Origin of the sequence: Actinoplanes derwentensis, assembly GCF_900104725.1 — a bacterium.
Classification (GTDB): domain Bacteria; phylum Actinomycetota; class Actinomycetes; order Mycobacteriales; family Micromonosporaceae; genus Actinoplanes; species Actinoplanes derwentensis.
In genome coordinates, this window is the sequence record NZ_LT629758.1 from 9,779,773 (window position 1) to 9,801,998 (window position 22,226).

Consider the following 22,226-nt stretch of genomic DNA (forward strand, 5'->3'; position numbering starts at 1 on the left):
CACCCGTAGAGTGAGCCCGTGCAGAAGCCCGAGGAGACTTTGCCGACCGCCGGAGTGAAACCGGCAGCGATGAAGGCCGCCGTGTGCGGCAAACCGATCGCGCACTCACTCTCACCGTTCATCCACACCGCCGGTTTCGCCGCGGCCGGCCTGCCCGGCTGGAGCTACACCTCGATCGAGTGCGCCGAGTCGGAGCTGCCCGATCTGGTCAGCCGGCTCGGCCCGGAGTGGGCGGGTCTGTCGCTGACCATGCCTCTCAAGGAGGCGGCGCTGCGGCTGGCCGGTTCGGCTTCGCCGCTGGCGATCGCGGTCGGCTGCGCCAACACCCTGATCCACCAGCCGGACGGCAGCTGGCACGCGGACAACACCGACGTCCCCGGCATGGTCCACGTGCTGCGGTCCGCCGGTCTGGGACTGAGTCGGGGCCGGCACGCGGTCCGGGAGTCGCCGCCGCGGGTCACCGTGCTGGGTGGTGGTGGCACCGCGCGTGCTGCTCTGGCCGCCGCCGCGGAGCTGGGTGCGGAGGCCGTCAACGTGGTGACCCGCCGGGCCGACGCCCGTGAGGAGCTGGGCCCGGTCGCGGTGGCCCTCGGCCTGACCCTGACCGGTGTCTCCTGGCCGGAGGCGGCCGGGGCCTTCGACGCCGACGCGGTCATCTCCACCGTGCCCAAGGGTGCCGCCGACGACCTGGCCGGCCGGGTCACCTGGAAACCCGGCAGTGTGTACTTCGACGCCCTCTACGACCCGTGGCCGACACCGCTCGCCGCGTCGGCGATGCAGCACGCGGTCACCGTGGTCTCCGGCCTGGACCTGCTGCTGGCGCAGGCGCTCGGACAGTTCGAGCAGTTCACCGGCCTGCCCGAGGCGCCGGAGGACGCCATGCGCCGGGCTCTGGAGGACGCGGTCCGCAGCCGGGTCTGAATCACGTGGTGAATGTCCGCAGGGCGGGACGGAGGCGGCCACCCGCCGTGCGGTGAGGGAGCCGTGCCAGACTGTTGCGGTGTTGCGCTGGCTGACTGCAGGGGAATCGCACGGACCGGCGCTCGTCGCCATGCTGGAGGGTGTGCCCGCCGGCGTCGAGGTGACGAGCGCGGACATCACCCGTGATCTGGTACGGCGTCGTCTCGGTTACGGCCGTGGTGCCCGGATGAAGTTCGAGCAGGACGAGCTCGAGATCATCGGTGGCATCCGGCACGGGGTGACGCTTGGTTCGCCGGTGGCGATCCGGGTGGGCAACAGCGAGTGGCCCAAGTGGGAGACCGTGATGGCGGCCGACCCGGTGGACCCCGACGTGCTCGCCGCCCAGTCGCGCAACGCGCCGCTGACCCGCCCGCGTCCCGGCCACGCCGACCTGGCGGGCATGCAGAAGTACGGGCACACCGACGCCCGCCCGATCCTGGAACGCGCGAGCGCCCGGGAGACCGCGGCCCGCGTCGCCGTCGGGGTGGTCGCCAAACAGCTGATCAAGCAGGCGCTCGGCATCGAGATCGTCTCGCACGTGATCGAACTCGGCTCGGTCGCCGCCAAACCCGGCGTCGTCCCGGTGCCGGACGACTTCGACCGCATCGACGAAGACCCGCTGCGCTGCCTCGACCCGGAGGCCAGCGCCCGGATGGTGGCCGAGGTCGACGCCGCGAAGCAGGACGCGGACACCCTCGGCGGCATCGTCGAGGTGCTGGCATACCACGTACCGCCGGGTCTCGGATCGCACGTCCAATGGGACCGCAAGCTCGACGCCCGCCTCGCCACCGCCCTGATGTCGATCCAGTCGGTCAAGGGTGTCGAGATCGGCGACGGTTTCACCCAGGCCCGCTCGCGGGGTTCGGTCGCGCACGACGAGATCGTCCCGACGCCGGACGGCGTCAAGCGGATCACCGACCGGGCCGGTGGCCTGGAAGGCGGCATCACCAACGGCGAGCCGCTGCGGGTGCGGGCCGCGCTGAAGCCGATCTCGTCGCTGAACCGGGCGCTGCAGACGATCGACATCACCACCGGCGAGGCCACCACCGCGATCAATCAGCGTTCCGACGTCTGTGCGGTCCCGGCCGGCGCGATCGTCGCCGAGGCGATGGTGGCACTGGTGCTGGCAGAGGCCGCGACTGAGAAGTTCGGTGGCGACTCGGTTGCCGAGATCCGCCGCAACCTGGCGTCGTACCTCGACAACCTGATCATCCACTGATGGCCCCGGTCGCGGTCTTCGTCGGCGTGATGGGCGCCGGCAAGACCACCATCGGCCAGGCCGTCGCGGCGCAGTGGGGCGTGCCGTTCGCCGACACCGACCTGATCATCGAGGCGCGGGCCGGCAAGCCGATCCCGGAGATCTTCGTCGACGACGGCGAGGACGTCTTCCGCGCTCTGGAACGCGAGACGGTGGCGTCGTCGCTGGAGAGCTTCGGCGGCGTGCTCGCGCTGGGCGGCGGAGCGATCCTCGACGAGGGTACGCGGAAGCTGCTCGCCGCCCAGACGGTCGTCTACCTGTCGGTGGAGTTGACCGACGCGATCCGGCGTGTCGGCCTGGGTGCCGGCCGCCCGTTGCTGGCGATGAACCCCCGGGCCACGCTGAAGTACCTGCTCGACCAGCGCCGTCCCCTCTATCAGGAGGTGGCCACCCACACGGTGCTCACCGACGGCCGGGCGGAGCCGGAGATCACCGCCGAGGTGATCGGTCTCCTGCGAGGCTGACTAAGCACAGGCTGATGAGGCACAGGCTGACCGAAAACGGTCAACCCGCCCGCTTTTCCAGCGCCTCGATGCGCCCGATGATCGGGCGCAGTTCGGCACGCAGTGCGGTCAGCATCGCGGCCGGCGACGCGGCGTCGTGGGAGGCGGCCGGGTTCGTGGCCCGGAGGTGGGCATAACCCTCCAGGGCCGCGGCCACCGTCCGCCGGGCCGACTTGCCGTCGACGGCCCGGGAACGCAACAGTTCGCCGGCCGCGCCGTCGGGTTCGGCGGCCAGGCCGATCAGCAGATGCTCACAGCCGACGTAATTGTGCCCGAGACCGATCGCCTCGCCGACGGTCAGTTCCAGCGCGACCGCGGCCGGAGCGCTGAAACGCAGCGTGCTGTCGGCGGTGGCCGGTTCGGCGGTGTCCGGTGCGGTCAGCGAGGACGGGGCCACGTCCATCGAGGTGAGCAACCGCAGCGCCAGGTTCTGACTCTCGGTGAGGACGCCGTGCAGGAGGTCACCGGTAGTGACGGCGACGGCGCCGGATTCGGTGGCGCGGCGGGCGGCCAGGGCGATCACGGTGACGAGGCGGGCGGTGAAGGTCGGCAACTGGCCGGCCAGTTTCTCCGGGGCGAGGTCGGTCAGGACGGCCTGGCGGATCGTGGTGATCCGGCGGACCGCCTGCTCCAGGGCACGCTGGCAGATCGGCGAGACGGGCAGGCCGGTGTCCCGGACCGCTTCGGCGAGATCGTCGGGCAGGTAGACGTTGATTTTCGGCATGCCGTCATATGTAACCCCTCTGGGGTCATCTGTATATAACCCCATGGCGGCCCGCAGCCGTACGAATAGGGTGTATCCCGTGGTGACGCGGATTTCAGTGACGGGTGACCGTCCATATGACGTGGTCGTGGGCCGAGGGCTCGAAGGCGAGCTGCCCGCGATGATCGACGGCGCGGCCCGGGTGGCGGTGCTGCACCCGCCGACGCTGCGCGGGCGCGCCGAGGCGGTGGCGAAGTCGGCCGGGGTGGCGACCGTGGTGCCGATCGAGGTGCCGGACGCCGAGGCCGGCAAGTCGATCGAGGTCGCCGCCCGGTGCTGGGACGAGCTGGGCGCCGCCGGTTTCACTCGAACGGATGTCGTCGTCGGCGTCGGTGGCGGCGCGACCACCGACCTGGCCGGCTATGTGGCCGCCGCCTGGCTGCGCGGGGTCCGCTGGGTGCCGGTGTCGACGTCGGTGGCCGGCATGGTCGACGCCGCCGTCGGTGGCAAGACCGCGGTCAACATCGCGGCCGGCAAGAACCTGGTCGGCGCGTTCCACCCGCCCGCCGGGGTGATCTGCGATCTGGACGCGCTGGACACGCTGCCCGCCGAGGACCTGGCGGCCGGTCTGGCCGAGGTGGTGAAGGGCGGTTTCATCGCCGACCCGCGGATCCTCGAGCTGATCGAGGCCGACCCGGCGCGAGCCCTGGACCCGCACTCGGACGTGCTGCGGGAGCTGATCGAGCGCAAGATCCGGGTGAAGGCGGACGTGGTCGGGGTCGACCTCAAGGAGTCCGGCCTGCGGGAGATCCTGAACTACGGGCACACCCTGGCGCACGCGATCGAGCGCCGGGAGCGGTTCTCCTGGAAGCACGGTCACGCCGTCGCGGTCGGCATGATCTTCGCGGCTGAGCTGGGCCGGCTCACCGGGCGGCTGGACGACGCCACTGCGGCACGGCACCGGAGTGTCCTGGTTTCACTCGGCCTGCCCACCTCGTACGACGAAGGCGCCTGGGACGACCTGCTGCCCGCCATGCGCGTCGACAAGAAGGCCCGTGCGGCGACCTTGCGGTTCGTGGTCCTGAACGGCCTGGCGAAACCGGGCATCCTGAGCGGCCCGGACGAACAGACGCTGCGCGAGGCGTACACGGCGGTGGCCCGATGATCTACGTGCTGAACGGGCCGAACCTGGGCCGGCTGGGCCTGCGGGAGCCGGGTGTCTACGGCTCGGCGACCTATCAGGATCTTGTCGACATGTGCCAGGGCGTGGCCGAGGCGCTGGGCCGGACGGTCGAGGTGCGGCAGACGAACGCCGAGCACGAGATGCTCGAATGGCTCTATCAGGCCGCCGACGAGGGTGCCGATGTGGTGCTGAACCCGGGCGCGTGGACCCATTACAACTACGCGGTCCGGGACGCCTGTGCGATGCTCCGCGGCAAATTGGTGGAAGTACACATCTCCAACGTCCATACCCGGGAGGAGTTCCGGCACCATTCGGTGATCTCGGCCGTCGCGACCGGTGTGATCGCGGGTCTCGGCTTTGACGGATATCGGCTGGCTCTGGAGCACATCGCGCGATAGGCCCGATTCGCTCCCGGCGGGTCAACGTCGGTAGAGTGGTTCGGTCACCGATACCCGTCAAGATCAAGGCAGGACATGGCTTCCACCAACGACCTGAAGAACGGCCTGGTTCTCAACCTCGACAAGGAGCTGTGGTCCGTCGTTGAGTTCCAGCACGTCAAGCCGGGTAAGGGTCCCGCCTTCGTGCGCACCACGCTGAAGCACGTGCTGTCTGGCAAGGTGGTCGACAAGACCTTCAACGCCGGTACCAAGGTCGAGACGGCGACCGTCGACAAGCGCACGATGCAGTACCTGTACCAGGACGGTGAGGACTACGTCTTCATGGACCTGGACAACTACGAGCAGATCCACGTCCCCGGCGCCACCGTCGGTGACAACGCGAACTACCTGTTGCCCGAGGCTGAGGCCACGGTCGCGCTGCACGAGGGTGTGCCGCTCTACATCGAGCTGGCGACCAGCGTGTACCTCGTGGTCACCTACACCGAGCCGGGTCTGCAGGGTGACCGCTCCACCGGCGGCACCAAGCCGGCCACGGTCGAGACCGGCGCCACCGTCAACGTTCCGCTCTTCATCACCAACGGTGAGAAGATCAAGGTCGACACCCGCGACGGCCGCTACCTCGGCCGCAGCTGATGGCGGAAGGTCCCAAGAAGGAACGGCTCGCGCGTCGCAAGGCTCGCAAGCGCGCGCTCGACGTCCTCTTCGAGGCAGACCTGCGTGACCTGCCGCCGAGTCAGGTGCTGCTCACGTACCTGGAGCGGATCGCCAAGCCGCACCCCGAGCACCTGGAGTACTCGAAGACGATCATCGACGGTGTCGGCAAGCACCTCGATCGGATCGACGAGCTGATCGCGAGTTACGCCGAGGGCTGGACCATCGACCGGATGCCGGCGGTGGACCGCAACCTGGCCCGGATCGCGGTTTACGAACTGCTCTTCGAGCCCGACGTCGACGACCCGGTGGCGATCACCGAGGCGGTCGAGCTGGCCAAGGAGATGTCGACCGACGACAGCCCGCGGTTCCTCAACGGGTTGCTCGACCGGATCGCGGCTTTCGCGACACGCTGAGGCATTCGCTTTCTGCGGGGAACGGCTCGGATCGAGAGGTCCGGGCCGTTTTCATACCCGGGTCCGGAAATACCCGGGGTCCGGAAATGCCCAGGGGTACGGAGATATCCGGGATACCGAACTGTCCGTCACGGGGTTCGGGAGAAGCGAATGCGAAAGCCCGCGCCGGGGGGACGCGGGCTTTACGGGGGGCGCTACAGGGTGTTGCTGATTTTGTTCAGTTGACGCAATCGCTGAAAAGAATTCAGCTGGCGAAGAACGCGCGGGGGTCGGCCACCAGAACACCCTGCTCGGTCAGGCGCTCGATGAGGCCGGACGGCGAGATGTCGTAGACGATGGCGAGCGCGCGCAGGTCGTCGGCGCGGATGGACAGAACGCGACCGTTGTAGTCGCCGCGCTGCTGCTGGATGGCCCGGGCGTAACGAGCCACGTAGGCGAGGTCCTCGCCGGTGGTGTCGTACAGCTTCTCCAGGTCGAGGACGATCTTGTTGGTGGCCTCCAGGCGGATACCGCTGCCGTCGGGCAGCAGCTCCGAGACGGGCACCCGGTAGAAGTCGGCCAGTTCGGCCAGGCGCGACACGGTGACCGCGCGGTCGCCGCGCTCGTAGGAGCCCACCACGACCGCTTTCCAGCGACCGTTGGACTTCTCTTCGACGCCCTGCAGGGACAGGCCCTGCTGCTGGCGGATGGAGCGCAGGCGAGCGCCCAGCGACTTCGCGTACTCAGACGGCATATGGACACTCCCGGTACTGTGCTGGCACCGTAAGGGTTCTTTCCTCACGGTTCGCTACGCTGCGTGACGGTACGGAGTTTGCGACCGCCGGTCAAGTGTTGGTTACCGATGAGTCGCGCCATCCCGTACGAAAGTCACCGGCTGTATCCCAAGTAGACGGGATATGTCCGGTCTGCTCTAGTCAGGCACGTCACCATGGTCAACGCTGCGTTCACTGGTAACGTAGCGTCAGCCATCGGGCCTGTTTTCGCAGGCCCGACCGACATCCTTTAACGACCCGTCCCGTGAGGCGGGGAAGGAGGTCCGCCGTGGCGCAGCCACGCGCAGACGCGCCCAGCAAGATCATTCTGGAAGAGTCCGACCTGCATCGGGTCGTCGACCGCATCGCGCACCAGATCCTCGAGAAGACCTCCGGCGCCACCGGCACCGTGCTGCTCGGCATCCCCACCCGCGGTGTCCCCCTCGCGCACCGGCTCGCCGCCCGGATTCACGCCTTCGAGGGCGTCGAGGTTCCGGTGGGTTCTCTGGACATCACCCTTTACCGCGACGACCTGCGCCTGAAGGCCACCCGCGCGCTCGGCCGCACCGAGTTGCCGCCGGCCGGCATCGACGGCCTGCGGGTCGTCCTGGTCGACGACGTGCTGTTCTCCGGACGCTCGGTGCGTGCCGCGCTGGACGCGCTCAAGGACCTCGGCCGGCCCAGTTCGGTGCAGCTCGCCGTGCTGGTCGATCGCGGTCACCGGCAGCTGCCGATCCGCGCTGACTACGTCGGTAAGAACATCCCCACCGCGCTCAGCGAGAGCGTCAAGGTGGCCCTCACCGAGACCGACGGGGCCGACGAGGTCCGCCTGATCGGAGGCCTGAGTTGATCAAGCACCTGCGCTCGGCCGCCGACCTGGACGCGGCCACCGCCACCCTGATCCTGGACACCGCGGGCGAGATGGCGGCACTGTCCGGGCGAGAGGTCAAGAAGCTGCCCGCGCTGCGCGGCCGGACCGTGGTCAACCTCTTCTACGAGGACTCGACCCGCACCCGGATCTCGTTCGAGGCGGCCGCCAAGCGACTCTCCGCCGACGTGATCAATTTCTCCGCCAAAGGCTCCAGCGTCTCCAAGGGCGAGAGCCTCAAGGACACCGCGCTGACCCTGCAGGCGATGGGCGCCGACGCGGTGGTGATCCGGCACTCGGCCAGCGGTGCCCCGCACCGGTTGTCCAACTGGGTGGAGGGCTCGGTCGTCAACGCCGGCGACGGCACCCATGAGCACCCGACGCAGGCCCTGCTCGACGCGTACACCATGCGCTCTCGTCTGGGTCGTCTCGACGGTCTCAAGGTCGCCATCGTCGGTGACGTGCTGCACAGCCGGGTCGCCCGGTCGAACGTCCTGCTGCTCACCACACTCGGCGCGCAGGTCACCGTGGTCGGCCCGCCCACCCTGATCCCGCTCGACGTCGCCGCCGCGCTCGGCGAGAAGACCCAGGTGTCGTACGACCTGGACGCGGTGCTGCCGGACAGCGACGTGGTGATGATGCTGCGGGTGCAGACCGAGCGCATGCAGGACTCCTACTTCCCCTCGGCGCGGGAGTACAGCCGCCGCTACGGGCTCGATGTGCCTCGTCTCCACAAGATGCCGGAGCACGCGATCGTCATGCACCCCGGTCCGATGAACCGTGGGATGGAGATCGCGCCCGAGGTGGCCGACTCCGCCCGCTCCACCATCGTCGAACAGGTCGCCAACGGTGTCAGTGTCCGGATGGCCGTCCTCTACCTGCTTTTGGGAGGCAAGTGATGGCGTACCTGCTCAAGGGCGTCTCGATCCTCGGCGCCGCGCCGACCGATCTCCACATCGTCGACGGCGTCGTTTCCGACACACCGGAAGAGGGCGCTGAAGTCATCGACGCGACGGGACTCGTCGCGCTGCCCGGCCTGGTCGACGTGCACACCCACCTGCGCGAACCCGGCCGCGAGGACGCCGAGACCGTCGAGACCGGATCGAGGGCCGCGGCCCTGGGCGGTTACACCGCGGTCTGCGCGATGGCGAACACCTCGCCGGTCGCCGACACCGCCGGTGTGGTCGAGCAGGTCTGGCGCCTGGGCCGGGAGGCCGGCCTGGTCGACGTGCAGCCGATCGGCGCCGTCACCGTCGGGCTGGCCGGCAAGCAGATGGCCGAGCTTGGCGCGATGGCCACCTCCGCGGCGAACGTGCGGATCTTCTCCGACGACGGCTTCTGCGTCGCCGACCCCAAGCTGATGCGCCGCGCCCTGGAGTACGTGAAGGCGTTCGACGGCGTCATCGCCCAGCACGCCGAGGAGCCCCGCCTCACCGAGGGCGCGCAGATGCACGAGGGCGAGGTCAGCACCCGGCTCGGCCTGACCGGCTGGCCCGCGGTCGCCGAGGAGGCGATCATCGCCCGCGACGTGCTGCTGGCCGAGCACGTCGGCAGCCGCCTGCACGTCTGCCACGTCTCCACCGCCGGTTCGGTCGAGGTGCTGCGCCAGGCCAAGGCCCGCGGCGTCCGCGTGACGGCCGAGGTCACCCCGCACCACCTGCTGCTCACCGACGAGCGCGCGGAGGGCTACGACCCGGTCTTCAAGGTCAACCCACCGTTGCGTACGCGTGACGACGTCGAAGCCCTCCGCCAGGCCCTGCGCGACGGGGTGATCGACGTGGTGGCCACCGATCACGCCCCGCACGCGGTGCAGGACAAGGAATGCGAGTGGTCGTACGCCCGCCCTGGCATGCTCGGTCTGGAGACCGCGCTGTCGATCGTGCTGAGCGTCTACGGCCCGCAGTGGGACCTGATCGCCGACCGGATGTCGACCGCTCCGGCCCGCATCGCCGGGCTGACCGGGCACGGCGGTGACCTGACCAAGGCCGGCACCCCGGCCAACCTGACGCTGGTGGACCCGTCGGTGCAGCGGGTCGTCGACCCGGCCGAACTGGCGAGCCGCAGCCGCAACACGCCGTACGCCGGCATGACCCTGCCCGGTCGCATCGTCGCGACCTTCCTGCGGGGCGAGGCCACGGTTCTGGACGGAAAGGCAGTCAAGTGACCAAAGCGATCCTCGTTCTTGAAGACGGTCGCACGTTCCACGGCACGTCGTACGGCGCGGTCGGGGAGACGTTCGGCGAAGCGGTGTTCACCACCGGCATGACCGGGTACCAGGAGACGCTGACCGACCCGTCGTTCCACAAGCAGGTCGTGGTGCAGACCGCGCCGCAGATCGGCAACACCGGCGTGAACGCCGAGGACGACGAGTCGGACCGCATCCACGTCGCCGGTTACGTGGTCCGCGACCCGGCCCGCCGCCCGTCCAACTGGCGCTCCACCGGCGACCTGGGCGAGCGCCTGGCCGCCGAGGGCATCGTCGGGATCAGCGGCATCGACACCCGCGCCCTCACCCGCCACCTGCGCGAGCGGGGCGCCATGCGGGTCGGCATCTCGTCGCTCGACCTCGACGTCGAGGGCCTCCGGCAGCGGGTGCTGTCTCAGCCGGAGATGCTCGGCGCCGACCTGTCCGCGCAGGTCACCACCTCCTCGCCCTACAAAGTCGAGGCCGAGGGCGAGCACCGCTACACGGTCGCCGCCCTGGACCTGGGCATCAAGCGCAACGTCTCGCGCCGCCTGGCCGCCCGGGGTGTCACCACGCACATCTTCCCGGCGTCGTCCTCGATCGAGGACCTGCTCGCGGTCAGCCCCGACGCGGTGTTCTTCTCGCCCGGCCCCGGCGACCCGGCCACCGCCGACGGCCCGGTCGCCCTGGCCCAGGAGGTGATGCGCCGCCGGGTGCCGCTGTTCGGCATCTGCTTCGGCAGCCAGATCCTCGGCCGCGCGCTCGGCTTCGGCACCTACAAGCTGGGTTACGGCCACCGCGGCATCAACCAGCCGGTGCTCGACAAGACCACCGGCAAGGTCGAGGTGACCAGCCACAACCACGGTTTCGCCGTGGACGCACCCGTAGGGCAGCGCATCGACACCGAGTTCGGCGGCGTCGAGGTCTCGCACGTCTGCCTCAACGACAACGTGGTCGAGGGCCTGCGGGGCCTGGAGGTCCCGGCTTTCACCGTCCAGTACCACCCCGAGGCCGCCGCCGGCCCGCACGACGCCGACTACCTGTTCGACAGGTTCGTCGAGCTCGTGGAAAAGAAGGGCTGACCCACATGCCGAAACGTGACGACATCAAACATGTGATGGTGATCGGGTCCGGCCCGATCGTCATCGGTCAGGCCTGCGAGTTCGACTACTCCGGTACCCAGGCCTGCCAGGTGCTGCGCGCCGAGGGCATCCGGGTCTCGCTGGTCAACTCCAACCCGGCCACGATCATGACCGACCCGGAGTTCGCCGACGCCACCTACGTCGAGCCGATCACGCCTGAGTTCGTCGAGTTGGTCATCGCCCGGGAACGCCCCGACGCGATCCTGCCGACGCTGGGCGGCCAGACCGCGCTGAACACCGCGATCGCCCTGCACGAGAGCGGCGTCCTGGAGAAGTACGGCGTCGAACTGATCGGCGCCAACGTCGAGGCCATCCGCAAGGGTGAGGACCGGCAGCTCTTCAAGGACATCGTGGCGCTCGCCGGTGGCGAGACCCCGCGCTCGCGGGTCTGTCACTCGATGGACGAGGTCCGGGCGACCGTCGAGGAGATCGGCCTGCCGGTCGTCATCCGGCCGTCGTTCACCATGGGCGGCCTGGGTTCCGGCATGGCACACACCCCCGAGGACCTGGACCGGCTCGCCGGTGCCGGCCTGGCCGCGTCCCCGGTGACCGAGGTGCTCATCGAGGAGAGCGTGCTCGGCTGGAAGGAATACGAACTCGAACTGATGCGCGACAAGCACGACAACGTCGTGGTCGTCTGCTCGATCGAGAACATCGACCCGATGGGTGTGCACACCGGTGACAGCGTGACCGTGGCCCCGGCCATGACGCTCACCGACCGGGAGTACCAGAAGCTGCGTGACCTGGGCATCGCGGTGCTCCGTGAGGTCGGCGTCGACACCGGCGGCTGCAACATCCAGTTCGCGATCAACCCGGACGACGGCCGGATGATCGTGATCGAGATGAACCCGCGGGTGTCCCGGTCGTCGGCGCTCGCGTCGAAGGCCACCGGTTTCCCGATCGCCAAGATCGCGGCGAAGCTGGCCATCGGCTACACCCTCGACGAGATCCCGAACGACATCACCCTCAAGACGCCGGCCGCGTTCGAGCCCGCGCTGGACTACGTGGTCGTGAAGATCCCGCGGTTCGCGTTCGAGAAGTTCCCCGGCGCCGACAAGGAACTCACCACCACGATGAAGTCGGTCGGTGAGGCGATGAGCCTGGGCCGCAACTTCGCCGAGGCGCTGAACAAGGCGATGCGCTCGATGGAGACGAAGGCCGCCGGTTTCTGGACATCTGCTTCTTTCGAGGATGTCGACGAGGCCCTCGAAGCGTTGAGGATCCCGCACGACGGCCGGCTCTACACGGTCGAGGCGGCGCTGCGGCTCGGCGCGACCGTCGAGCAGGTGCACGAGGCGTCCGGCCGGATCGACCCGTGGTTCCTGGACGAGATCAAGGCCCTGGTCGACCTGCGCGCCGAGATCCTGGCCGCCCGGGTCCTCGACGAGGAACTGCTGCGCCAGGCCAAGCGGGCCGGGCTCTCCGACAAGCAGATCGCCGGTCTGCGGCCGGAGTTCGCCGGCGAGGACGGCGTCCGGGCGCTGCGGCACCGGCTCGGACTGCGGCCGGTCTACAAGACCGTCGACACCTGCGCGGCCGAGTTCCAGGCGGACACCCCGTACCACTACTCGTCGTACGACGAGGAGACCGAGGTCGTCCCGAGCGACCGTCCCAAGGTGATCATTCTCGGCTCCGGTCCGAACCGGATCGGCCAGGGCATCGAGTTCGACTACTCGTGTGTCCACGCCGTACAGGCGCTGCGGGCGGTGGACTTCGAGACCGTCATGGTCAACTGCAACCCGGAGACGGTGTCCACCGATTACGACACCGCCGACCGGCTCTACTTCGAACCGCTGACCTTCGAGGACGTCCTCGAGGTGTTCCACGCCGAGGACAGTTCCGGCAAGGCGGCCGGTGGCCCCGGTGTCGTCGGCGTCATCGTCCAGCTCGGCGGGCAGACCCCGCTCGGCCTGGCCAACCGGCTCAAGGCCGCGGGTGTCCCGATCGTCGGCACCAGCCCCGAGTCGATCGACCTGGCCGAGGACCGCGGGCTGTTCGGCGCGCTGCTGGCCGAGAACGACCTGCGCTCGCCGGACCACGGCACCGCCACCAGCTTCCCGGAGGCCAAGGCGATCGCCGACACGATCGGCTATCCGGTCCTGGTCCGGCCGTCCTACGTGCTCGGCGGCCGGGGCATGGAGATCGTCTACGACGAGCCCACCCTGCAGGGTTACATCGAACGGGCCACCGAGATCTCGCCGAACCACCCGGTGCTCGTCGACCGGTTCCTGGACGACGCCATCGAGATCGACGTGGACGCGCTCTGCGACGCGACCGGTGAGGTCTACCTCGGCGGCGTGATGGAGCACATCGAGGAGGCCGGCATCCACTCCGGCGACTCGGCCTGCTCGCTGCCGCCGATCACCCTCGCGGCCTCGCACATCGCCGAGGTGCGCCGTTACACCGAGTCGCTGGCCCGGGGCATCGGCGTACGCGGCCTGATGAACGTGCAGTACGCGCTCAAGGACGAGAGCCTCTACGTCCTGGAAGCCAACCCGCGCGCCTCGCGGACGGTGCCGTTCGTCTCCAAGGCGACCGCGGTGCCGCTGGCCAAGGCGGCCGCCCGGATCATGCTCGGCGCCACCATCGCCGAACTGCGTGCCGAGGGCATGCTGCTGCCGAAGAGCGACGGCGGGACCACACCGCCGAACGCGCCGATCGCGATCAAGGAGGCGGTGCTGCCGTTCAAGCGGTTCCGCACACTCTCCGGTAAGAACGTGGACAGCCTGCTCAGCCCGGAGATGAAGTCGACCGGCGAGGTGATGGGCATCGACGCCGGTTTCGGTCACGCGTTCGCCAAGTCGCAGGCCGCGGCGTACGGCTCCCTGCCCACCAGCGGCAAGGTGTTCGTCTCGGTCGCGAACCGGGACAAGCGCTCGATGATCTTCCCGGTGAAGCGGCTCGCCGACCTGGGCTTCACCATCGTCACCACGGCCGGGACCGGCGAGGTGCTGCGGCGGTACGGCATCGACTGCGAGATCGTCCCGAAGCACTACGAAGACCCGGGCAAGCGGAACGCGGTCGAGCTGATCCTGGCCGGCGAGATCGCGCTGATCATCAACACGCCGCAGGGCTCGGGCGCGAGTGCCCGTCTCGACGGCTACGAGATCCGCAGCGCCGCCGTCACCGCCGACGTGCCGAGCATCACCACGGTGCCCGGTGCGGCCGCCGCGGTGATGGGCATCGAGGCCCTGCGTGCCGGCGACATGACCGTCCGTCCGCTCCAGGAGCTGCACAAACTGCTCAGGGGCCAGGAATGACCGCCTGCACCGAGCGGCACCATGCCGAGCCGTCGGACGACCTCGCGGGCGAGGGCCAGAAGGGCAATCCGAAGGTGGGTCCAGCGTGAGTCTGTTCACGAACGTCGCCCGGCCGGCACTGTTCCGGCTGGGCGGCGGGGACGCCGAGCACGCCCACGAGTGGACGCTGAACCGGCTCGCCCAGCTGCCCGCCCCGGCGCTTGCGGCGATGCGCCGGTGGTACTCGTTCGCCAACCCGGTCGAGGTCTTCGGCGTCCGGTTCCCGAACCGGGTCGGCCTGGCCGCCGGCGTCGACAAGAACGGGGTGGCGCTGCCCGCGTGGCCGGCGCTCGGCTTCGGTTTCGTCGAGGTCGGCACGGTCACCGCGAAGCCGCAGCCGGGCAACGACAAGCCGCGCCTGTTCCGGGCCAAGTCCAGCGAGGGCATCGTCAACCGGATGGGCTTCAACAACGCCGGCGCGGCGGCTCTGGCCGACCGGCTGGCCGCGCTGGGCCCGCTCGACGTGCCGCTCGGTGTCTCGCTCGGCAAGTCCAAGGTCACTCCGCTGGAGGACGCGGTCGAGGACTACCTGACGTCCTACCGGCTGCTGCACCCGTACGCGGACTACATCGCGGTCAACGTCTCCTCGCCGAACACGCCCGGCCTGCGCACCCTGCAGGACAAGGACGCGATCGGGGCACTGCTGAAAGCCCTCGACGGCCCGGTCCCGGTGCTCGTCAAGATCGCCCCGGACCTGACCGAGCCGGCCATCGCCGAACTCATCGAGGTCTGCCTGGCGCACGGCGCGGCCGGGATCATCGCCACCAACACCACGCTGTCCCGGAACGGGCTGGCGCCGGAGGACCAGCACCTGGCGAGCGAGGCGGGTGGCCTCTCCGGCGCGCCGTTGACCGCTCGCGCCCGGGAGGTGGTCCGGTTCGTGCACACCGAGAGCGGCGGACGGCTGCCGATCATCGGGGTGGGCGGGATCATGTCGGCCGACGACGCGTCCCGCATGCTCGACGCCGGTGCCGCGCTGGTGCAGCTCTACTCCGGTTTCATCTACAAGGGCCCGGACCTGGTCCTGGAGGTCGCCCGGGGCGCCCGCCCATCACGGGCTGCTGTTACGCGATGAGCCCGGCCGGGCGCGATCTGATCGCACTCGACCGGGCGCACGTCTGGCATCCCTACGGGCCGATGCCGGGGCGCAGCGACCCCTACCTGGTGGAGAGCGCCCAGGGTGTCCGGCTGCGCCTGGCCGGCGGGCGTGAGGTGATCGACGGGATGTCGTCGTGGTGGGCCGCGATCCACGGGTACCGGAACCCGGCCCTGGACGCGGCACTCACCGAGCAGGCGGGCCGGATGAGCCACGTGATGTTCGGCGGCCTGACCCACGAGCCGGCGATCAACCTGGCCACCGAACTCGTCGAGATCACCCCGGCGGGGCTGGAGCACGTCTTCCTCTGCGACTCCGGCTCGGTCGGGGTCGAAGTGGCGATCAAGATGGCGTTGCAGGCCCAGCTCGCGCTCGGGCGGCCGGGCCGGCGACGGCTGGCTACCTGGCGCGGTGGCTATCACGGCGACACCTTCCACCCGATGAGCGTCTGCGACCCGGTCGGAGGCATGCACTCGCTGTGGACCGGGGTGCTGCCGGCGCAGGTCTTCGCCGGGCCGCCGCCCAGGGAGTTCGACGAGGTCTACGCCGCCGAACTCACCACGATGATCGAGCGACACGCGGACGAGATCGCCGCGGTGATCGTCGAACCGGTCGTGCAGGGCGCCGGGGGGATGCGGTTCCACCATCCGGAGTACCTGCGGGTGGTCCGGGAGGCCACCGCGGCCCACGGGATCTTTCTGATCTTCGACGAGATCGCCACCGGCTTCGGCCGGACCGGGCGGTTCTTCGGGGCCGACCACGCCGGGGTGACTCCGGACATCATGTGCCTGGGCAAGGCGCTGACCGGCGGGTACCTGACCCTGGCCGCGACCCTGTGCACCCCTGAGGTGGCCGAGGCGGTCTCGGCGGGGGAGGGCGGTGGCCTCGCGCACGGCCCGACCTTCATGGGCAACCCGCTCGCCTGTGCCGTCGCAGGAGCCTCTCTGCGGCTGTTGCGCGGGGGCGGGTGGCAGGAACCCGTACGAATGATCGAAAAAGGCCTCAGAGACGGTCTGGAGCCGCTTCGCGGTATGTCCGGGGTCGCCGACGTGCGGGTCCTGGGCGCGATCGGCGTCGTGCAGATGGACCACGACGTGGATGTGCCCCGGGCGACCGCCGCGGCGGTCGGGGCGGGCGTGTGGCTGCGGCCGTTCCGGGACCTGATCTACACCATGCCGCCGTTCGTGACGGACGAGGCGGACGTGGCCCGGATCGCGGCCGGTATCGCCGCCGCGGTCGCGGCCACCTGACGACTGTTGCCGACTCGAAAGTGGGAAATGTTGATGGAAACCTTCGGTGAACGACTCCACGCGGCGGTAGCGGAGCGTGGTCCTCTCTGTGTCGGCATCGATCCGCACGCCGCGCTGCTGGCCCGCTGGGGCCTCCCGGACGATGTCTCCGGCCTGGAACGCTTCGCCCGTACGGTCGTTGAAGCGCTGGCCGATCGGGTGGCAATTCTGAAGCCACAGTCGGCGTTTTTTGAGAGATTTGGGTCACGTGGAGTCGCGGTTCTAGAGTCAACTATCCGACAGTCCAAAGAGGCCGGAGCTCTTGTCCTGCTCGACGTGAAGCGGGGCGACATCGGCTCGACGATGGCCGCGTACGCCGACGCCTATCTGAATCCGGCCAGCACTCTCTGTAGTGACGCCATTACGGTGAGTCCCTACCTCGGAGTCGGTTCGCTGCGTCCCGCGTTCGATTCCGCGGCCGCTCACGGGGGCGGTGTCTTCGTCCTGGCGCTCACCTCGAACCCGGAAGGGCCGGCCGTCCAGCATGCCGTCGGGCGTGATGGAAAAACCGTCGCGCAAACCGTCATCGATGAGATTTCCCAGGTCAACGCGGGTGTGAAGCCGCTCGGAAGTTTCGGCCTCGTGGTCGGCGCGACGATCGGCGAGACCGGCCACGACCTCTCGGCGGTCAACGGTCCGCTGCTCGCGCCGGGCCTCGGAGCACAGGGTGGAACCCCTGATGACCTGCGCGCCGTCTTCGGTGAGAGCCTTCACAACGTGTTGCCGTCGTACTCACGCGAAGTTCTCTCCGCGGGGCCGGAGATCGCCGCTCTGCGGGCCGCGACGGAGCGCGTTCTGGACGGCTGCCGGACCGCGCTCGGGTGAAACGGCCTGCTTAGCAGGGTTCCGATCAGGCGGTTCGGGGGTACCCCCACGTTGCCGAAAGCGGTTTTGACCGCTAGTTTTCCCGGCGCTAGGGAACCACATGCCCCTTTGGTTCCCTGGCACACCACGTTTCACAGAAGCGCCGGTATTGAACTACCGCCGCTCAGGGACCTGAGGAGAACTGGTGCCGCTCCCGTCATTGAGCCCCGAACAGCGTCAGGCTGCGCTGGAGAAGGCCGCGGAAGTTCGCAAGGCTCGGGCTGAGCTGAAGGAACAGCTCAAGTCCGGCAAGACCACCCTCGCCGCCGTGCTCGAGCGCGCGGAAGGCGACGAGGTCGTCGGCAAGCTGAAGGTTTCGGCAGTGCTTCAGGCACTGCCGGGCATCGGCAAGATCCGCGCGACGCAGATCATGGAGAAGCTGAAGATCGCCGAGAGCCGCCGGCTCCGGGGTCTCGGCGACCAGCAGCGCAAGGCCCTCCTGGGGGAGTTCGCTGCGAACTGACTCATCGGCTCGTGTAGGAATGAGCCGTGAGCATGGATGACGACGCGCGCCCGGCAGCTCGACTCACTGTTCTTTCCGGCCCTTCCGGGGTCGGAAAGGACAGTGTGATCGAGGTGATCCGGGCGCGCTCGCCGTGGATCAAACTCTCGGTGTCGGTGACAACACGCAAGAAACGCGACTACGAGACCGACGGCGAGCACTATCACTTCGTAAGCAGGTCCGAGTTCCAGCGCCTGGTCGATGGTGATCAGCTCCTGGAGTGGGCGGAATTCGCGGGGAACCTCTACGGCACACCCCGCGCGCAGGTCGAGGGCTGGCTCCGTGAGGGCCGGCCCGTTTTGTTGAAGATCGACCTACAGGGCGCCCGGCAGGTCCGTGCCGCCATGCCGGAGGCCCAACTGGTCTTCCTGGCCCCACCCAGCGTCGACGAGCTGCAGCGCCGGCTGATCGGCCGGGGCACCGACGACGAAGAAACGATCAAGCGCCGGCTCGCTCACGCCGACGAGGAACTGGCGGCCGAGGCGGAGTTCGACGCCACCGTCGTGAACGACTTCGTCGAGCGTGCTGCCGATGAGCTGGTAGGATTGCTCGGTTCGTTACACCTCGCACACGAGCATTAAGGACTTCGCCACAGTGGGAACCATCGCGAACCCCGAAGGAATCACCAACCCGCCGATCGACGAGCTGCTCGACAAGACCTCGTCGAAGTACTCGCTGGTGATCTTCGCGGCCAAGCGCGCCCGCCAGGTCAACGCCTACTACAGCCAGCTCGGCGAGGGTCTGCTCGAGTACGTCGGTCCGCTCGTCGAGACCACGCCGCAGGAGAAGCCGCTGTCGATCGCGATGCGCGAGATCAACGCGGGTCTCTTGACTGCTGAGGCGACTGACAACCCCTGATCGATCCGACTCTCTTGATCCCGCGTCCCACACCTTGGGCGCGGGATCAATTGTTATCCGAGGTGGGACTGTGACCGAGGTCGTGTTGGGGGTCGGGGGCGGGATCGCCGCCTACAAGGCCTGTGAGCTGCTGCGACTGTTCACCGAGTCGGGGCACGGGGTGCGGGTGGTGCCGACTGATTCGGCACTCAGGTTCGTCGGGGAGCCGACCTGGGCGGCGCTGTCCGGGCGGCCGGTCGCCACCGGCGTCTGGAACGACGTGCACGAGGTGCCGCACGTGCGGATCGGGCGGGCCGCCGAACTGGTCGTGGTCGCTCCGGCCACCGCCGACCTGCTGGCCAAGGCCGCCCACGGCATCGCCGACGACCTGCTCACCAACACGCTGCTCACCGCCACCTGCCCGGTCGTCTACGCGCCGGCGATGCACACCGAGATGTGGGAGAACCCGGCGACGCGGGCCAACGTGGCCACCCTGCGCGAGCGTGGGGCGATCGTCATCGAGCCCGCCGTCGGCCGCCTGACCGGCAAGGACACCGGCAAGGGGCGGCTCCCCGATCCGGCGGCGATCTTCGAGACCGCGGTACGCGTACTCAAGCGGGGTCTTGATCTTGATCTGGCCGGTCGTCATGTGGTGGTGACCGCCGGTGGGACGCGCGAGCCGCTGGATCCGGTCCGTTTCCTGGGCAACCGTTCGTCCGGCAAGCAGGGTTACGCGCTGGCGAAGGTCGCCGTCGCCCGCGGCGCCCGAGTGACACTCGTCTCGGCGAACGTGTCGCTGCCCGAACCCGCCGGGGTGGACCTGGTCCGAGTCGGCACCACCGAGGAGCTGCGTAAGGCCACCGTGGAGGCGGCGGCTTCGGCAGACGTCGTCGTGATGGCCGCGGCGCCCGCCGACTTCCGGCCCGCGTCGGTCGCCGAGCAGAAGATCAAGAAGACCGACGACGGTACGCCCGGGCCGATCGTCCTCGTCACGAATCCGGACATCGCGGCCGAACTGGGCGCGGCCAAACGTTCCGGGCAGGTTCTCGTGGCGTTCGCGGCGGAGACGCACGATGCGCTGGAGAACGCCCGTGGCAAGCTGGTCCGTAAACGCGCGGACCTGATCGTCGTCAATGAGGTGGGTGCCGGCCGGGTCTTCGGCCAGGACCGCAACACCGTCACTCTGCTGGGCGCCGACGGCTACACCGCCACCCACGGGGAACTCCCCAAAGGCGATGTGGCGGATATGATTTTCGATCAGGTGGTGAGCCGCCTGGAAGCCCAGGTAGGCGAACGCTGAGCCACTCTGGCTAAACTTCCGCGTTACGTTGTAATTCGACAAATCTGAGGAGCACCGTGGCACGCCGCCTGTTCACCTCCGAGTCGGTCACGGAAGGCCACCCGGACAAGATCGCTGACCAGATCAGCGACGGGATTCTCGACGCTCTGCTCGCCCAGGACCCGCGCAGTCGCGTCGCGGTGGAGACCCTGATCACCACCGGCCAGGTGCACGTGGCGGGCGAGGTCACCACGCAGGCCTACGCCGACATCCCCAAGATCGTTCGCGACACCATTCTGGCGATCGGCTACGACTCGTCGAAGAAGGGTTTCGACGGGGCCTCCTGCGGCGTCAACGTCTCGATCGGCTCGCAGTCGCCGGACATCGCGCAGGGCGTCGACAGCGCCATCGAGCTGCGCTCCGGTGACAGCGAGCACGTGCTGGACTCCCAGGGCGCCGGCGACCAGGGCATGATGTTCGGCTTCGCCTGCTCGGAGACCCCGGAGCTGATGCCGCTGCCGATCGCGCTCGCCCACCGCCTGGCCCGTCGCCTGTCGGCCGCGCGCAAGGACGGGACGATCCCCTACCTGCGCCCCGACGGCAAGACCCAGGTCACCATCGAGTACGACGGGCTGCGCCCGGTCCGCCTCGACACCGTCGTGGTGTCCACCCAGCACGCCGCCGACATCTCCCTGGAGTCGCTGCTCACGCCGGACATCCGGGACCACGTGATCGCGCCCGAGCTGGAAGGCCTCGGCATCGAGACCGAGGGCTACCGGCTGCTGGTCAACCCGACCGGCCGTTTCGAGATCGGCGGCCCGATGGGCGACGCCGGCCTGACCGGCCGCAAGATCATCGTCGACACCTACGGCGGCTACGCCCGGCACGGTGGCGGCGCGTTCTCCGGCAAGGACCCGTCCAAGGTGGACCGCTCCGCGGCGTACGCGACCCGCTGGGTGGCGAAGAACGTGGTCGCCGCCGGTCTCGCCGAGCGCTGCGAGGTCCAGGTCGCCTACGCGATCGGCAAGGCCCACCCGGTCAGCCTGTTCGTGGAGACCTTCGGCACCGAGAACGTCCCGGTCGAGCGGATCGAGAAGGCCATCAAGGACGTCTTCGACCTGCGTCCCGCCGCGATCATCCGCGACCTGGACCTGCTGCGCCCGATCTACCAGCAGACCGCCGCGTACGGCCACTTCGGCCGGGAGCTCGCCGACCTCAAGTGGGAGAGCACCGACCGCGCCCAGGACCTGAAGAACGCCGCTTCCTGACCCGGTCTCACCAACGGCCGGCACCCTTTTTCCGGGTGCCGGCCGTTGGCGTTGATCCGCTGGCGCCGGTTTTGCGTGTTCGTTCGCATGAGTCTCGTGGGTGGTTCTGGCGGCTACGCTCCGGTGATGACGGCTGTCCAGGGTGAACGGGTGATCGTTGTCCGCCACGCCATGCCGGCGGTCGATCCGGACGTGCCGTCGGAACAGTGGCAGCTCGCACAGGAGAGCCGGGTCGCCGCCCGCCTGCTGCGATTGCACGTCTGTCATCCGGCTTATTACGTGGCCAGCACCGAACCCAAGGCCGCACAGACCATGCAGGAGATCGCCGGCGCCCAGCGGGTGGTCCGCGACGCCGGGCTCGCCGAGGTGCACCGCCCGCACGTGTGGTTCACCGACGAGGGTTACCACTCGGCCGCGCTGGCCTACGCGCGTGGCGAGTGCCCCGAGGGCTGGGAGCCGCGGGACCAGGTGATCGAGCGGTTCGACGCCGCGGTGGTCCGGCACGCCGCCGCGGCCGCCGCACAGAACCGCACCCTGGTGATGGGCACCCACGGTCTCGCCCCGACGGTGTGGATGGCCAGTCGCTACCAGCTGGCCACCGACCCGGCCCGGTTCTGGGCCGACCTCCGGTTCCCCGACATCGTCGAGATCGACCTGCGGGCCTCGACGGTGAGCTGCCTGACCCACTGACGCCCGCACCCCGCCCGGAAGTGTCGTACCGGGCGGGCAGAATGTTCGGCGATGGCCAACAAGGGAACACGCGGGGAGCGGGA

23 protein-coding genes are annotated in these 22,226 nt (G+C 69.2%); 21 read left to right on the plus strand and 2 right to left on the minus strand.

The genetic code is table 11. From position 1 onward, the window contains the following. Positions 1–69 precede the first annotated feature (69 nt). From BLU81_RS43715 to BLU81_RS43725, 3 genes are all read left to right on the plus strand, one after another. Positions 70–921 (plus strand): shikimate dehydrogenase, encoded by an 852-nt coding sequence (locus BLU81_RS43715; protein ID WP_092558512.1) that lies wholly within the window; start codon positions 70–72, stop codon positions 919–921. A gap of 79 nt (positions 922–1,000) precedes the next feature. Beyond that, positions 1,001–2,179, plus strand: a complete 1,179-nt coding sequence (gene aroC, locus BLU81_RS43720) for a chorismate synthase (RefSeq protein WP_092555141.1) — start codon at positions 1,001–1,003, stop codon at positions 2,177–2,179. After that, the gene (locus tag BLU81_RS43725; RefSeq protein ID WP_092555143.1) at positions 2,179–2,682 is read left to right on the plus strand and encodes a shikimate kinase; all 504 of its coding nucleotides are present in this window, start codon (positions 2,179–2,181) and stop codon (positions 2,680–2,682) included. The genes aroC and BLU81_RS43725 overlap by 1 nt, the downstream gene beginning before the upstream one ends. Positions 2,683–2,722: 40 nt before the next feature. Here the strand turns inward: BLU81_RS43725 and BLU81_RS43730 are convergent, their stop codons facing one another. Then, positions 2,723–3,445, minus strand: coding sequence for a Clp protease N-terminal domain-containing protein (locus tag BLU81_RS43730; protein WP_092555145.1), 723 nt, complete (start codon positions 3,443–3,445; stop codon positions 2,723–2,725). 43 nt (positions 3,446–3,488) lie between these two features. Here BLU81_RS43730 and aroB point away from each other — a divergent pair, with 43 nt between their 5' ends. The 4 genes from aroB (at position 3,489) to nusB (ending at position 6,072) form a co-directional block, all read left to right on the plus strand. Further along, complete coding sequence (aroB, locus tag BLU81_RS43735; protein ID WP_092555147.1) at positions 3,489–4,589, plus strand: 3-dehydroquinate synthase; 1,101 nt, start codon at positions 3,489–3,491, stop codon at positions 4,587–4,589. Continuing rightward, positions 4,586–5,005, plus strand: a complete 420-nt coding sequence (gene aroQ, locus BLU81_RS43740) for a type II 3-dehydroquinate dehydratase (protein WP_092555149.1) — start codon at positions 4,586–4,588, stop codon at positions 5,003–5,005. Before aroB ends, aroQ begins: the two co-directional genes overlap by 4 nt. 75 nt (positions 5,006–5,080) lie before the next feature. Continuing rightward, positions 5,081–5,638 (plus strand): elongation factor P, encoded by a 558-nt coding sequence (gene efp / locus BLU81_RS43745; protein ID WP_092555151.1) that lies wholly within the window; start codon positions 5,081–5,083, stop codon positions 5,636–5,638. Then, on the plus strand, positions 5,638–6,072 hold the full coding sequence (gene nusB, locus BLU81_RS43750) for a transcription antitermination factor NusB (protein WP_092555153.1): 435 nt from the start codon (positions 5,638–5,640) through the stop codon (positions 6,070–6,072). Before efp ends, nusB begins: the two co-directional genes overlap by 1 nt. Before the next feature lie 244 nt (positions 6,073–6,316). On the opposite strand, the gene bldD is transcribed toward nusB, so the two are convergent. Further along, positions 6,317–6,805 carry a transcriptional regulator BldD gene (bldD, locus tag BLU81_RS43755; RefSeq protein WP_014446326.1) on the minus strand — a complete coding sequence of 163 codons (489 nt, stop codon included), beginning with the start codon at positions 6,803–6,805 and terminating at the stop codon, positions 6,317–6,319. Between the two features lie 308 nt (positions 6,806–7,113). Here bldD and pyrR point away from each other — a divergent pair, with 308 nt between their 5' ends. The 14 genes from pyrR (at position 7,114) to BLU81_RS43825 (ending at position 22,143) form a co-directional block, all read left to right on the plus strand. Further along, on the plus strand, positions 7,114–7,674 hold the full coding sequence (gene pyrR / locus BLU81_RS43760) for a bifunctional pyr operon transcriptional regulator/uracil phosphoribosyltransferase PyrR (RefSeq protein ID WP_092555155.1): 561 nt from the start codon (positions 7,114–7,116) through the stop codon (positions 7,672–7,674). Beyond that, positions 7,671–8,591 (plus strand): aspartate carbamoyltransferase catalytic subunit, encoded by a 921-nt coding sequence (locus BLU81_RS43765; RefSeq protein ID WP_092555157.1) that lies wholly within the window; start codon positions 7,671–7,673, stop codon positions 8,589–8,591. Before pyrR ends, BLU81_RS43765 begins: the two co-directional genes overlap by 4 nt. After that, positions 8,588–9,856, plus strand: a complete 1,269-nt coding sequence (locus BLU81_RS43770) for a dihydroorotase (RefSeq protein WP_092555159.1) — start codon at positions 8,588–8,590, stop codon at positions 9,854–9,856. Before BLU81_RS43765 ends, BLU81_RS43770 begins: the two co-directional genes overlap by 4 nt. Next, positions 9,853–10,959: a glutamine-hydrolyzing carbamoyl-phosphate synthase small subunit gene (gene carA, locus BLU81_RS43775; RefSeq protein ID WP_092555161.1), complete on the plus strand. Its 1,107-nt coding sequence runs from the start codon at positions 9,853–9,855 to the stop codon at positions 10,957–10,959. The genes BLU81_RS43770 and carA overlap by 4 nt, the downstream gene beginning before the upstream one ends. 5 nt (positions 10,960–10,964) lie before the next feature. Continuing rightward, positions 10,965–14,279 (plus strand): carbamoyl-phosphate synthase large subunit, encoded by a 3,315-nt coding sequence (gene carB, locus BLU81_RS43780; protein WP_092555163.1) that lies wholly within the window; start codon positions 10,965–10,967, stop codon positions 14,277–14,279. 85 nt (positions 14,280–14,364) lie between these two features. Next, complete coding sequence (locus tag BLU81_RS43785) at positions 14,365–15,393, plus strand: quinone-dependent dihydroorotate dehydrogenase (RefSeq protein WP_092555165.1); 1,029 nt, start codon at positions 14,365–14,367, stop codon at positions 15,391–15,393. Beyond that, positions 15,390–16,664 carry an adenosylmethionine--8-amino-7-oxononanoate transaminase gene (locus BLU81_RS43790; protein WP_092555167.1) on the plus strand — a complete coding sequence of 425 codons (1,275 nt, stop codon included), beginning with the start codon at positions 15,390–15,392 and terminating at the stop codon, positions 16,662–16,664. The genes BLU81_RS43785 and BLU81_RS43790 overlap by 4 nt, the downstream gene beginning before the upstream one ends. A 33-nt stretch (positions 16,665–16,697) precedes the next feature. Next, entirely contained in the window at positions 16,698–17,528 is an 831-nt protein-coding gene (gene pyrF, locus BLU81_RS43795; protein WP_092558514.1) for an orotidine-5'-phosphate decarboxylase, read from the plus strand. 184 nt (positions 17,529–17,712) lie between these two features. Next, positions 17,713–18,030 carry an integration host factor, actinobacterial type gene (gene mihF, locus BLU81_RS43800; protein WP_043528493.1) on the plus strand — a complete coding sequence of 106 codons (318 nt, stop codon included), beginning with the start codon at positions 17,713–17,715 and terminating at the stop codon, positions 18,028–18,030. A gap of 32 nt (positions 18,031–18,062) precedes the next feature. Then, positions 18,063–18,650: a guanylate kinase gene (gene gmk / locus BLU81_RS43805; protein ID WP_092555169.1), complete on the plus strand. Its 588-nt coding sequence runs from the start codon at positions 18,063–18,065 to the stop codon at positions 18,648–18,650. A gap of 13 nt (positions 18,651–18,663) precedes the next feature. After that, the gene (gene rpoZ, locus BLU81_RS43810) at positions 18,664–18,927 is read left to right on the plus strand and encodes a DNA-directed RNA polymerase subunit omega (protein ID WP_015623990.1); all 264 of its coding nucleotides are present in this window, start codon (positions 18,664–18,666) and stop codon (positions 18,925–18,927) included. Between the two features lie 70 nt (positions 18,928–18,997). Beyond that, complete coding sequence (coaBC, locus tag BLU81_RS43815) at positions 18,998–20,206, plus strand: bifunctional phosphopantothenoylcysteine decarboxylase/phosphopantothenate--cysteine ligase CoaBC (protein WP_092555171.1); 1,209 nt, start codon at positions 18,998–19,000, stop codon at positions 20,204–20,206. 56 nt (positions 20,207–20,262) lie between these two features. Further along, positions 20,263–21,453: a methionine adenosyltransferase gene (gene metK / locus BLU81_RS43820; protein WP_092555173.1), complete on the plus strand. Its 1,191-nt coding sequence runs from the start codon at positions 20,263–20,265 to the stop codon at positions 21,451–21,453. Between the two features lie 126 nt (positions 21,454–21,579). Then, on the plus strand, positions 21,580–22,143 hold the full coding sequence (locus BLU81_RS43825; protein WP_157752027.1) for a histidine phosphatase family protein: 564 nt from the start codon (positions 21,580–21,582) through the stop codon (positions 22,141–22,143). The last annotated feature ends 83 nt before the right edge of the window (positions 22,144–22,226 follow it).

What these genes read in the sequence shown, in the direction of transcription:
- BLU81_RS43725 (WP_092555143.1), top strand. Translation starts at nt 2,179, where the DNA reads ATGGCCCCGGTCGCGGTCTTCGTCGGCGTGATGGGCGCCGGCAAGACC.
- BLU81_RS43730 (WP_092555145.1), bottom strand. Translation starts at nt 3,445, where the DNA reads ATGCCGAAAATCAACGTCTACCTGCCCGACGATCTCGCCGAAGCGGTC.
- BLU81_RS43715 (WP_092558512.1), top strand. Translation starts at nt 70, where the DNA reads ATGAAGGCCGCCGTGTGCGGCAAACCGATCGCGCACTCACTCTCACCG.
- carB (WP_092555163.1), top strand. Translation starts at nt 10,965, where the DNA reads ATGCCGAAACGTGACGACATCAAACATGTGATGGTGATCGGGTCCGGC.
- BLU81_RS43790 (WP_092555167.1), top strand. Translation starts at nt 15,390, where the DNA reads ATGAGCCCGGCCGGGCGCGATCTGATCGCACTCGACCGGGCGCACGTC.
- aroB (WP_092555147.1), top strand. Translation starts at nt 3,489, where the DNA reads ATGGCGGCCCGCAGCCGTACGAATAGGGTGTATCCCGTGGTGACGCGG.
- gmk (WP_092555169.1), top strand. Translation starts at nt 18,063, where the DNA reads ATGGATGACGACGCGCGCCCGGCAGCTCGACTCACTGTTCTTTCCGGC.
- aroQ (WP_092555149.1), top strand. Translation starts at nt 4,586, where the DNA reads ATGATCTACGTGCTGAACGGGCCGAACCTGGGCCGGCTGGGCCTGCGG.
- pyrF (WP_092558514.1), top strand. Translation starts at nt 16,698, where the DNA reads ATGGAAACCTTCGGTGAACGACTCCACGCGGCGGTAGCGGAGCGTGGT.
- BLU81_RS43825 (WP_157752027.1), top strand. Translation starts at nt 21,580, where the DNA reads ATGACGGCTGTCCAGGGTGAACGGGTGATCGTTGTCCGCCACGCCATG.
- bldD (WP_014446326.1), bottom strand. Translation starts at nt 6,805, where the DNA reads ATGCCGTCTGAGTACGCGAAGTCGCTGGGCGCTCGCCTGCGCTCCATC.
- efp (WP_092555151.1), top strand. Translation starts at nt 5,081, where the DNA reads ATGGCTTCCACCAACGACCTGAAGAACGGCCTGGTTCTCAACCTCGAC.
- nusB (WP_092555153.1), top strand. Translation starts at nt 5,638, where the DNA reads ATGGCGGAAGGTCCCAAGAAGGAACGGCTCGCGCGTCGCAAGGCTCGC.